The 12,113-nt window shown below is 46.2% G+C and carries 10 protein-coding genes and 1 other RNA gene; all 11 read left to right on the top strand.

From position 1 onward, the window contains the following. The first annotated feature begins 36 nt into the window (after nt 1-36). Complete coding sequence (locus ACNAZ4_RS12395) at nt 37-1,221, top strand: phosphoglycerate kinase (RefSeq protein ID WP_415814805.1); 1,185 nt, start codon at nt 37-39, stop codon at nt 1,219-1,221. 136 nt (nt 1,222-1,357) lie between these two features. Next, entirely contained in the window at nt 1,358-2,119 is a 762-nt protein-coding gene (tpiA, locus tag ACNAZ4_RS12390; RefSeq protein ID WP_415814804.1) for a triose-phosphate isomerase, read from the top strand. Continuing rightward, nucleotides 2,112-3,650 carry a 2,3-bisphosphoglycerate-independent phosphoglycerate mutase gene (gene gpmI / locus ACNAZ4_RS12385; RefSeq protein ID WP_415814803.1) on the top strand — a complete coding sequence of 513 codons (1,539 nt, stop codon included), beginning with the start codon at nt 2,112-2,114 and terminating at the stop codon, nt 3,648-3,650. Before tpiA ends, gpmI begins: the two co-directional genes overlap by 8 nt. Nucleotides 3,651-3,674: 24 nt before the next feature. After that, on the top strand, nt 3,675-4,973 hold the full coding sequence (gene eno, locus ACNAZ4_RS12380; RefSeq protein ID WP_415814801.1) for a phosphopyruvate hydratase: 1,299 nt from the start codon (nt 3,675-3,677) through the stop codon (nt 4,971-4,973). A gap of 601 nt (nt 4,974-5,574) precedes the next feature. Next, nucleotides 5,575-6,324 (top strand): polysaccharide deacetylase family protein, encoded by a 750-nt coding sequence (locus ACNAZ4_RS12375; RefSeq protein WP_415814799.1) that lies wholly within the window; start codon nt 5,575-5,577, stop codon nt 6,322-6,324. Between the two features lie 123 nt (nt 6,325-6,447). Next, nucleotides 6,448-6,681, top strand: coding sequence for a preprotein translocase subunit SecG (gene secG, locus ACNAZ4_RS12370; protein ID WP_415814797.1), 234 nt, complete (start codon nt 6,448-6,450; stop codon nt 6,679-6,681). 166 nt (nt 6,682-6,847) lie between these two features. Further along, entirely contained in the window at nt 6,848-7,594 is a 747-nt protein-coding gene (locus tag ACNAZ4_RS12365) for an alpha/beta hydrolase (protein WP_415814795.1), read from the top strand. A 34-nt stretch (nt 7,595-7,628) separates the two neighbouring features. Next, complete coding sequence (gene rnr, locus ACNAZ4_RS12360) at nt 7,629-10,019, top strand: ribonuclease R (protein WP_415814794.1); 2,391 nt, start codon at nt 7,629-7,631, stop codon at nt 10,017-10,019. Between the two features lie 119 nt (nt 10,020-10,138). Continuing rightward, nucleotides 10,139-10,606 (top strand): SsrA-binding protein SmpB, encoded by a 468-nt coding sequence (gene smpB, locus ACNAZ4_RS12355; protein ID WP_023613945.1) that lies wholly within the window; start codon nt 10,139-10,141, stop codon nt 10,604-10,606. A 148-nt stretch (nt 10,607-10,754) separates the two neighbouring features. Continuing rightward, nucleotides 10,755-11,113, top strand: a transfer-messenger RNA (tmRNA) gene (gene ssrA / locus ACNAZ4_RS12350). Nucleotides 11,114-11,771: 658 nt separating this feature from the next. Then, complete coding sequence (locus tag ACNAZ4_RS12345) at nt 11,772-12,062, top strand: ASCH domain-containing protein (protein ID WP_415814792.1); 291 nt, start codon at nt 11,772-11,774, stop codon at nt 12,060-12,062. The last annotated feature ends 51 nt before the right edge of the window (nt 12,063-12,113 follow it).

Here is a 12,113-nt window from a genome sequence, read left to right as displayed (position 1 = left end):
CGCGCATATGCGCCATTTTAAAGGAGGTCTCTAGCCTTGAACAAAAAGACAGTAAAAGATGTGGATGTAAAAGGAAAAGTAGTTTTTTGCCGCGTTGATTTTAACGTGCCGATGAAGGATGGACAGGTTACGGATGAAACAAGGATCCGTGCTGCGCTGCCAACAATCCAGTACCTGGTTGATCAGGGTGCGAAAGTCCTTCTAGCAAGCCACCTTGGCCGTCCAAAAGGGCAGGCTGTTGAAGAATTGCGTTTGACTCCAGTAGCAAAGCGTTTGTCTGAGCTGCTAGGCAAGGATGTAAAGAAAACAGATGAAGCTTATGGTGAGTCTGTGAAATCCGAAATCGACAGCATGAACGAGGGCGATGTCCTGCTTCTTGAAAATGTCCGTTTCTATCCAGGCGAAGAGAAGAACGATCCTGAACTTGCGAAGGCATTTGCAGAACTTGCAGATGTATATGTGAACGATGCATTCGGAGCTGCACACCGTGCCCATGCTTCAACAGAAGGCATCGCCAAGTACATTCCAGCAGTATCAGGCTTCCTGATGGAAAAAGAACTAGAGGTTCTTGGAAAAGCTTTATCAAATCCAGAGCGCCCTTTCACAGCAATCATCGGCGGAGCGAAGGTTAAAGACAAAATCGGCGTAATTGATAACCTTTTAGAACAAGTAGATAACCTGATTATCGGCGGCGGACTTGCTTATACTTTCGTAAAAGCACAGGGCCACGAAGTAGGGAAATCTCTTTTAGAAGAAGATAAAATTGAATTGGCTAAAGGCTTCATGGAAAAAGCAAAGGCGAAGGGTGTTAACTTCTACATGCCTGTAGACGCCATTGTTGCTGATGATTTTTCAGCTGATGCGAATACAAAGGTTGTTGCGATTGAAGAAATTCCTGCAGATTGGGAAGCTCTTGATATCGGGCCTAAAACAGCTGAAACTTATCGCGACGTCATCCAGAAATCCAAATTGGTCATCTGGAACGGACCAATGGGCGTATTCGAAATCGATAAGTTCGCAGAAGGAACAAAAGCAGTAGCACAAGCATTAGCCGATGCTAACGATACATATTCAGTCATCGGCGGAGGCGACTCTGCAGCAGCAGTCGAGAAATTCGGCCTTGCTGAACAAATGAGCCACATCTCCACAGGCGGCGGAGCTTCCCTCGAATTCATGGAAGGCAAGCAGCTGCCAGGAGTAGTTGCATTGAACGATAAGTAAGATTTTATTGCGGAGCGGTGTTGCAGCAGTGCAAGGGTGCGGATCCTGATGACTGATGCCCCGCCCGAAAAGTAAGACCCAACACATCCAGAGGGTAATTCTTAAAGTAACAGCAATCTTGAAAGGAAGTGTCAGCATGCGAAAACCAATCATTGCAGGTAACTGGAAAATGCATAAAACGCTGCCTGAAGCTAAAGATTTCATCGAAAAAGTAAGCGGACTTGTTCCATCAAAGGACAAGATTGAATCTGTTGTCTGTGCTCCCGCACTATTCCTGGGTCAGCTTGTCGAGCTAACACAGAATTCAGACGTTGAAATCGGCGCGCAAAACATGCACTTTGAAGAAAACGGCGCTTTTACAGGCGAAGTCAGCCCGAAAGCATTGCAGGACATCGGTGCCAAGTATGTGATCATCGGTCACTCTGAACGCCGCGAAATGTTCAACGAAACAGATGACACAGTCAATAAAAAGACTTTGTCAGCATTCAAATACAATCTGACTCCGATCGTTTGCTGCGGCGAAACACTTGAGCAGCGCGAAAACGGCGAAACAAATGAGTTCGTTGGCGGCCAGATCAAAGCAGCTCTTAATGGTCTTACAGATGAACAGGTTAAGCAAACTGTCATCGCTTATGAGCCAATCTGGGCAATCGGAACAGGCAAATCTTCTACAGCTGAAGATGCAAACGAAACTTGCGCCCACATCCGCAAGGTGGTTGGAGAGCAATTTTCACCAGAAGTTGCTGAAACAGTGCGCATTCAGTATGGCGGCAGTGTGAAGCCAGGCAACATCCAGGAATACATGTCACAGCCTGACATCGACGGCGCATTGGTCGGCGGAGCAAGCCTTGAGACAGATTCCTTCTTGCAGCTATTGGAGGCAGGTAACAATGAGTAAACAGTCACCAACAGCCTTGATCATTCTGGATGGCTTCGCATGCCGCCCAGAGTCCAAAGGCAATGCCGTTGCGCAAGCGAAAAAACCGAATTTTGACCGCTACTGGAACAATTTCCCGCACGCGAATTTGACGGCAAGCGGCGAAGCGGTCGGCCTTCCAGAAGGTCAAATGGGAAACTCTGAGGTAGGTCACCTGAACATCGGTGCCGGCCGAATCGTTTACCAGAGCCTAACACGCGTGAACATTTCCATCCGTGAAGGTGAATTTGAAAAAAACGAAACCTTCCTTGCAGCGATCAAGCATGCAAAGGAAAAAGGCACAGCCCTTCACTTGATGGGGTTGCTGTCTGACGGCGGAGTGCACAGCCATATTGAGCATATGTTTGCTCTATTGAAGCTTGCTGCTGATGAAGGCCTGACAAAGGTCTATGTACACGCCTTCCTTGACGGCCGTGATGTTGGCCCGAAAACTGCGCCAGGCTATATCAAACAAACGCTAGAAAAAATGAGTGAAATCGGAGTCGGTGAATTTGCGACGATTTCCGGGCGATACTATTCAATGGACCGTGACAAGCGCTGGGAGCGCGTGGAGAAATCTTACCGCTCAATGGTGTACGGCGACGGACCTACGTATTCGAACCCAATGGAACTCATCGAAGATAACTACCAAAATGGAATCTTTGATGAATTCGTTGTTCCATCTGTGCTTGTTAAGAAAGATGGATCACCAGTTGCAACAGTCCAAAACGACGATGCTGTGATTTTCTACAACTTCCGTCCGGACCGCGCAATCCAGATTTCGAACACTTTTACAAATAAAGACTTCCGTTCATTCGATCGTGGCGAAGGCCATCCAGAAAACCTTCACTTTGTGTGCCTGACGCACTTCAGTGAGACGGTTGACGGTTATGTGGCATTCAAGCCTTCCAACCTGGATAACACCATTGGTGAAGTGATTTCCCAGGCTGGCATGACTCAGCTGCGCATTGCTGAAACGGAAAAATATCCGCATGTGACGTTCTTCATGAGCGGCGGACGCGAGAAGGAATTCCCGGGCGAACAGCGGATCCTGATCAACTCGCCAAAGGTTGCGACTTATGACCTGCAGCCAGAGATGAGCGCCTACGAAGTGACGGACGCTTTGGTCAAGGAAATCGAGGCAGATAACTTCGATGCGATTCTCTTGAACTTTGCGAACCCTGACATGGTAGGACATTCAGGTATGCTCGAGCCGACCATCAAGGCCGTTGAAACAGTGGATGAGTGCCTTGGACGTATCGTAGACCTGATTGTTTCAAAAGGCGGAACAGTAATCATTACAGCAGACCACGGAAATGCGGATGAGGTTGTTACCCTTGAAGGAAACCCTATGACTGCACACACGACAAACCCGGTACCTGTCATTGTGACTAAGGAAGGCGTAAAGCTCCGTGAAGACGGAATTCTTGGCGACCTTGCACCAACAATGCTTGAATTACTGGGACTGAACCAGCCGGCAGAAATGACGGGAAAAACATTAATTAAAAAATAAACTTAATTATAAGGAGAGATACCTATGCCATTCATTACAGACGTATACGCACGTGAAGTATTAGATTCCCGCGGTAACCCAACAGTTGAGGTGGAAGTTTTCACAGAATCAGGTGCTTTCGGACGCGCACTAGTTCCAAGTGGTGCTTCAACTGGTGAATACGAAGCAGTTGAACTTCGTGACGGCGACAAAGGCCGTTACCTTGGAAAAGGTGTTTTAAAAGCAGTTGATAACGTGAACGAAATCATCGCTCCATTCCTTGTTGGCGAAGAGTTCAACGTTCTTGACCAGAACGGGATCGACATGGCGCTAATCGAATTAGATGGTACGGAAAACAAAGGAAAGTTAGGCGCTAACGCAATCCTAGGCGTTTCCATGGCTGTTGCACACGCTGCTGCAGATTACCTTGACCTTCCTTTATACCAATACCTTGGCGGATTCAACTCCAAGCAGCTTCCAGTTCCAATGATGAACATCGTTAACGGCGGCGAGCACGCTGACAACAACGTTGACATCCAGGAATTCATGGTAATGCCTGTTGGTGCTGAAAACTTCCGTGAAGCACTTCGCATGGGTGCAGAAATTTTCCACAGCCTGAAGTCAGTATTAAAAGAAAAAGGCTTGAACACAGCTGTAGGTGACGAAGGCGGATTCGCTCCAAACCTTGGTTCAAACGAAGAAGCACTTCAAACAATCGTTACAGCAATCGAAAAAGCAGGCTACAAGCCAGGCGAGCAAGTAATGCTTGCTATGGATGCTGCATCTTCTGAGTTCTTCAACAAAGAAGACGGCAAATACCACCTTTCTGGTGAAGGCGTAGTTAAAACTTCTGCTGAAATGGTTGATTGGTACGAAGAGATGGCTTCTAAATACCCAATCATCTCAATCGAAGACGGTTTGGATGAAAACGACTGGGAAGGCCACAAGTTATTGACAGAGCGCCTTGGCGGAAAAGTTCAGCTTGTTGGTGACGACCTGTTCGTTACAAACACGAAGAAGCTTTCACAAGGTATCGAGCAAGGCGTTGGCAACTCAATCCTGATCAAGGTTAACCAAATCGGTACTTTGACAGAAACTTTCGATGCAATCGAAATGGCACAGCGCGCAGGTTACACTGCAGTCATCTCTCACCGTTCTGGTGAAACAGAAGATTCAACAATCGCTGACATCGCTGTTGCAACAAACGCTGGCCAGATCAAGACTGGTGCACCATCACGTACAGACCGCGTAGCGAAGTACAACCAGCTTCTTCGCATCGAAGACCAGCTTGGCGAAACAGCACGCTTCAACGGAATCAAATCATTCTACAACCTTAAGAAGTAATTTAACGAGGATATTAATCCCCGTAAACCGAACGCCGGTAGCATGACGATGCTGCCGGCGTTTTTTTTGTGCCGCTAATGGACAAGCAGAAGAGGAGAACCCAGAAAAGTGTCCGATAGAAGGTCTCTATCGGACAAACAGAAGTGAAGAACCGTGAAAAGTGTCCGATAGAAGGGCCCTATCGGACAAACAGAAGTGAGGAACCGTGAAAAGTGTCCGATAGAAGGTCTCTATCGGACAAACAGAAGTGAAGACCCGTGAAAAGTGTCCGATAGAAGGGCTCTATCGGACAAACAGAAGTGAAGACCCGTGAAAAGTGTCCGATAGTAGGGCTCTATCGGACAAACAGAAGTGAAGACCCTGAAAAAGTGTCCGATAGAAGGGCTCTAACGGACAAACAGAAGTGAGGAACCGTGAAAAGTGTCCGATAGAAGGGCTCTATCGGACAAACAGAAGTGAAAACCTTGAAAAAGTGTCCGATAGAAGGCTGATTGAATGGATAGACAAAACATGGAATCATCCTTCTGAGGAAATAAACTCGCTAGTAAATCCGCACAATAGTAGATACATACTCATTAAATGATGATTGGAGCGGATTCATATGAAGAGGGTAACCCTGGCGGCTGTCTTAATGGCGGTTTTCACACTTAATAATGTCGTGTCTGCATCGGCCACCCCATCCTCGGAAAAGCGAGCGAAATACGAAAAGACTGGCCACGTATTCTGGGATATCCCTATAGAGGAGAAGCTTGTGGCATTTACGTTTGATGATGGACCGGATCCTACCTTCACTCCGCAAATCCTCGATGCCTTGAAAAAATACAAGGCCAAGGCGACGTTTTTCGTGATTGGCGAGGAGGCGGAGAGATACCCGGAAATCGTAAAACGGCAGGCATCAGAGGGGCATGAAATCGGCAATCACACTTATCGCCATCATTTCCGGGATGGGTATTCCCCGGCAATGCTGAAAAAAGAACTCGATAAAAACTCTGAGGTCATCAAAAGCCTGACTGGAATAAAGCCGACTCTTTTCCGGCCGATTGCAGGCTATTATGACGAGGAAATTGTCGATACGGCGATTGAGGGGGGCTACAATGTCATCCTTTGGTCGTGGCATCAGGAAACCCGGGACTGGAGCAGGCCGGGTGCAGCCAAAATCACCCAGAATGTCATTTCCGATACCCGACCAGGCGATGTGATTATTTTTCATGATGCTGGCGGAGACCGTTCACAAACGGTGAAGGCGGTGGAGGACATCCTCGAGACTTTATATAAGAACGGATATCAATGCACGACTGTTTCGGACCTGCTGTACCGATCGAATTCACCGCTTCCTGCTCCATTACACTAAAGACATAGGAAAATTGAATGTATGTGCCCAATAAAATTCACAACAATTCGGACAAGTATTGTTTCATTCCCGAAAATGTGATAAATTTAAAATACTGTTAGCAGTTTTATCGGGAGGTACGTCATGCATACATTTTTAACCGTTCTTTTAGTGATTGTGAGCCTGGGGCTTGTTGCGGTTGTTCTTCTTCAGTCAGGCAAGAGTGCTGGTCTATCTGGTGCGATTTCCGGCGGCGCTGAACAATTGTTCGGCAAGCAGAAGGCAAGAGGACTGGATTTAGTCCTTCACCGAGTCACGGTTGTTCTATCTGTTCTATTTTTTGTCCTGACTATTGCCGTTACTTATTTCCAACTATAATACAAGCAATGACCCGGCTTTCACAAGAGGCCGGGTTTTATTGTGTGCAAAAAATCCCACATATTTATAGGGAATGTGGGTATTTACATATATAAAGGCTTTTAATTGAATGTTACAAGCATGTTTGTTAAAACTAAGGAAGATATCAGATAGAGGGAGTAGGAAAATGAGAAAGTTAGTGCCAAGACCATTTACATTCAAAGCTGGAAAAAGAGCAGTATTGCTGCTCCATGGATTTACCGGCAACTCAGCGGACGTCAGGATGCTGGGCCGATTTTTAGAAGGAAAAGGATATACGAGCCATGCACCTGTTTTTAAAGGACATGGGGTACCGCCTGAAGAACTTATACATACTGGACCTGCTGATTGGTGGCAGGACGCGCTTAACGGATATGAGTTCCTCAAGAATGAAGGATATGAAGAAATCGCGGTTGCCGGGCTGTCGCTGGGCGGCGTCCTGTCCCTGAAGCTTGGATATACAAAGCCGCTAAAAGGAATTGTGCCAATGTGCGCACCGATGCATCTTAAGACCGAAGAGCTGATGTACCGGGGCGTGCTTGAGTATGCGCGCGAATACAAGCGGATGGAAGGCAAGCCGGAAGAGCAGATCGAGGCGGAGGTAAAGGATCTCGAGCAAAAATCGATGTCCACATTGAAAGACCTTCAGGAATTGATCAAGGAAGTCCGCGGAAGCATCGACCTGATCTACACGCCTACATTTGTAGTCCAGGCGCGCAATGACATCATCATCGACCCTGACAGCGCGAATATCATACATGACAACATCGAGTCTGAATATAAAAAACTCAAGTGGTACGAGGAATCGGGACATGTCATCACGCTTGATAAAGAACGTGACCAGCTGCATGAAGATGTTTATGAGTTTCTTGAGTCGTTAGATTGGAAAGAATAAAGAAAAAGAACCCTGAATAGAAGGAGGGATTCATATGGATGAGAATATTAAAAGCCATATAGACAGGCTGCTGCATTATATGAAGGACGAAGCCTACAAACCGCTTACCGTCCAGGAGCTTGAGAGTGCCTTTGGAATCGAGGACTCTTCGACGTTCAAAGATTTTGTCAAGGCTCTCGTCGTCATGGAGGAGAAGGGGCTTGTTGTCAGGACCAGGAGTGACCGGTATGGCCTGCCGGAAAAAATGAATCTGGTGCGCGGCCGTTTCAGCGCCCATGCCAAGGGATTTGCTTTTGTCATAACAGAAGAACAGGGCATGGATGACATCTTCATCCCGCCGAATGAAACAAGCAATGCGATGAACGGGGATACAGTCCTTGTCCGTGTTTCCGCTGATAGCTCAGGACAGCGCCGCGAAGGCACTGTTGTGCGCATCCTGGAAAGAGGAGTCTCGCAAATCGTCGGCACATATACCGAAAGCAAGCATTTCGGTTTCGTGATTCCCGATGATAAAAAGTTCACCAGCGACATTTTCATTCCGAAAGAAGCAGGAATGGGTGCTGTTGAAGGGCATAAGGTTGTTGTAAAACTGACGAGCTATCCTGAGGGACGCAAAAGTGCTGAGGGTGAGGTAACTGCGATTCTCGGCCATAAAAATGACCCTGGCGTTGATATCCTGTCAGTCATCCACAAGCACGGATTGCCAATGGAGTTCCCTGATGAAGTTCTCAAGCAGGCGAATGAAGCGCCGGATCAGATCAATGAGAGCGAGATCGCGAACCGCCGCGACCTGCGTGATGAAGTCATCGTCACGATTGATGGCGCCGATGCGAAGGACCTGGATGATGCTGTCCAGGTGACAAGGCTTGAAAACGGCAACTATAAACTTGGTGTCCATATCGCCGATGTTACGTACTATGTAACCGAGGATTCACCGATTGACCGTGAAGCAGAAGACCGTGCCACGAGTGTGTATTTGGTTGACCGGGTAATTCCAATGATTCCGCATCGCTTATCAAACGGAATCTGCTCTTTGAATCCGAAGGTCGACCGACTGACGCTCTCTTGTAATATGGAGATCACTCCAGATGGCCAGGTCGTAGACCATGAAATCTATCAGAGTGTCATCAAGACGACTGAGCGAATGACGTATTTCGATGTGAACAGGATTCTGGTTGATCAAGACGAAGAAACGCGCTCACGATATGAATCTCTTGTTCCAATGTTCGAGATGATGGAAGAGCTTGCCGCTATTCTTCGTAAAAAAAGGATGGAAAGAGGCGCCATCGATTTTGATTTTAAAGAATCGAAGGTACTCGTTGATGAAGAAGGCCACCCAACGGATATTGTTTTGCGTGAGCGTTCAGTCGCTGAAAAGCTGATCGAGGAATTCATGCTTGCTGCGAACGAAACGGTCGCTGAGCATTTCCACTGGCTTGATGTGCCATTCATCTATCGTATCCACGAAGATCCGAAAGAAGATAAGCTGAGAAAGTTCTTTGATTTTATTACAAACTTCGGATACCTTGTCAGAGGTTCCGCAAACGGAGTACATCCGAGAGCTCTGCAGGAAATCATCGAGGAAGTCCAGGGCAAGCCGGAAGAAATGGTCGTTTCAACTGTCATGCTCCGTTCGATGCAGCAGGCAAAATACTATCCAGAAAGCCTTGGACACTTTGGTCTTTCAACAGAGTTCTATACGCACTTCACATCACCTATCCGCCGTTACCCTGACTTGATTGTCCACCGATTGATCAGGACCTACTTGATCGAGGGCAAACTCGATCAGGCAACGAAGGAAAAATGGAATGCGATGCTGCCGGATATAGCTGAGCATTCATCCAACATGGAACGCCGTGCTGTTGAGGCAGAACGTGAGACAGATGAGCTCAAGAAAGCAGAATACATGGAAGACAAGGTTGGTACGGAATACGATGGCATCATCAGTTCCGTTACAAACTTTGGGATGTTCGTCGAGCTTCCTAATACCATCGAGGGTCTTGTGCATGTCAGCTACATGACAGATGATTATTACCGCTATGATGAACGCCATCTCGCAATGATCGGTGAGCGAACCGGCAATGTCTTCCGAATTGGTGATGAAATTACTGTCCGAGTCATCAAGGTAAACAAAGATGAGCGCTCCATAGATTTTGAAATCGTCGGCATGAAGGGCACACCAAGACGTGAGCGTCCGGCACAGCCAAAAATCTTCAAGACAGGCAGCAGCGACAAAAAGCCGCGCCGCGGTAAAGAAGAAGAAGGCAAGCGAGGCGGCAGAGGTTCAGGCGGTGGAAGAGGATCAGGTGGAGGAAGAAATGGCTCCGGATCCGGTTCAGCCTCCGGTTCAAAACCAAAAAACAAGAAGAAGAAATTCTTTGAGAACGCCCCAGCCGCAAAACGCAAATCAAAAAAGAGAAAATAGGCAATAGAAAAAGAGAGCTCCTGGTGAAGGGGCTCTCTGTTGCCCTCCAGCCTTGCGCTTTTCATTGTGGGAGAATGGGATATTTGCTAAAATGAGAGAAATAGAAGGGGGAAGTTTTTATGCCAAAAGGTGAGGGGAAAGTCGTCGCACAGAATAAAAAAGCAAACCACGACTATTTCATCGAAGAAACGTATGAAGCCGGAGTCGTCCTCCAGGGAACAGAAATCAAATCAATCCGTAACGGACGCGTCCAGCTGAAGGATTCATATGCGAAGGTCCATAATGGTGAGTTGTTCTTATATAACCTGCACATCAGCCCATATGAACAGGGAAATCGTTATAACCATGATCCGCTGCGCACAAGAAAACTATTGCTTCACAAGCGCCAAATCGCCCAGTTGATTGGTGAAACGAAGGAAGCAGGCTACGCGCTTGTGCCGTTGAAGATTTATCTAAAGAACGGTTATGCGAAGGTTTTAATCGGCCTAGGTAAGGGTAAAAAGAACTATGACAAGCGCGAGACGCTAAAGAAGAAGGAAGCAGGCCGTGATATCGAGCGTGCATTCCGAGAACGCCAGAAAATGTAAGCTTGTCAGCTGAGGAAGAGTGTACCAGTTGAAAAAAGTCCTCAGTGTGTTATAATAATAACTGTCACCACGAGTGACAACATAACTTAATGCTCGGCTTTCCGAGTTCTCCTAACGTCTGTATCACAAATACAGCAACCTTTTATATGGGGACGTTACGGATTCGACAGGGGTAGTTTGAGCTTAGGTGGCGAGTCGAGGGGATCGGCCTCGTTAAAACGTCAACGCCTATAACTGGCAAACAAAACAACAACTTCGCTTTCGCAGCTTAATACTGCATAGCGGTTCGCCCCTCCATCGCCCATGTGGTAGGGTAGCGGACTCACTTTAAGTGGGCTACGCCGGATTCCACCGCCTGAGGATGAAGGAAGAGAACAACCAGGCTAGCTGGCCGGCCGCCTGTCGGTAGGCAAAAGGACCAGCGAAGCGCCAATATGCCGACTACACTCGTAGAAGCTTAAGTGCCAATATCTTTGGACGTGGGTTCGACTCCCACCGTCTCCACCAATACATATGTTGGTGGATTTTTATTTTTGTTTGTGACGTAAAGCATAAAATTTCCGTTTGGAAACTTTATGCTTTATTTTTTTTCGGAAATTTTATGCTTGATTTCTGTGACATTAAGCATGAAAATGTCACTATTACATCATTATGCTTAAAGTAGCTTGTGACAATATTATGCTTGAAGCATCTTATTGAGTCTTATTATATAAAAAATGTAGATCTTTAAGAAGGTTTACATTTTTTTTGCTTTCCTTACTTTTTATTTTTCCCAGCAACGGGTGAATTACTTAAATAATAGTCTGATAAATTAAATATGACCTAACGGTAACATTTAAAGAGCTGGCTTGCTGCTGGCTCTCTTTATTTTGACACCTTAGAATATGCAGGATATATATGGTAGAATTCATCCCAACCAGCCTCAATCATGTTTCTACAAGTAAGGGGCAAACTGTTTAGCTGACGGGATCCAGGTCCCACGAGCGGTTACGTTTTACCCCGGCTACCGTTATAATAAGACCATATAAAAAAGGTCAACCAGAAATATTTTCTTTTCTGGCTGACCTTATAATATGAACTGAGCAGGTTAGTACAATAAAGATTTATAGTTGGCAATGGTGAAATACTTATAGAGGTGAAAAAGTGGTACATCAAATGTGGTTATATGGAGAATATTTCAAAGCAAATAAGGAAGGAAAAGAAGGTAGAGGTTCGCTTAAACAATGAAAAGAGAAGAAAAACCAAAGTTGCGGATTCAATAGAATTTGTAAGGGTGCTAGATCAATATGAAACATTAAAAGTTGAGGTAAAAGGAATTAGAAAATACGATACGTTTGAATCGATGTATGAAAATAGTCCCTTTGAAGATTTTGATTCCGAGGGCTGGACAATGAAAGAAATGATAAAAGCACTTATGATATCTACACACGACAAGAGAAAAATTGGGGAACTTTAGCTATAACTATTAAATATTAAATGTTCTTCAACATACGATGCAGGTTCGTGG

The organism is Mesobacillus thioparans (assembly GCF_965138835.1).
GTDB classification, from domain to species: domain Bacteria; phylum Bacillota; class Bacilli; order Bacillales; family Cytobacillaceae; genus Mesobacillus; species Mesobacillus thioparans.
This window is presented reverse-complemented; position numbering and strand designations above follow the sequence as displayed.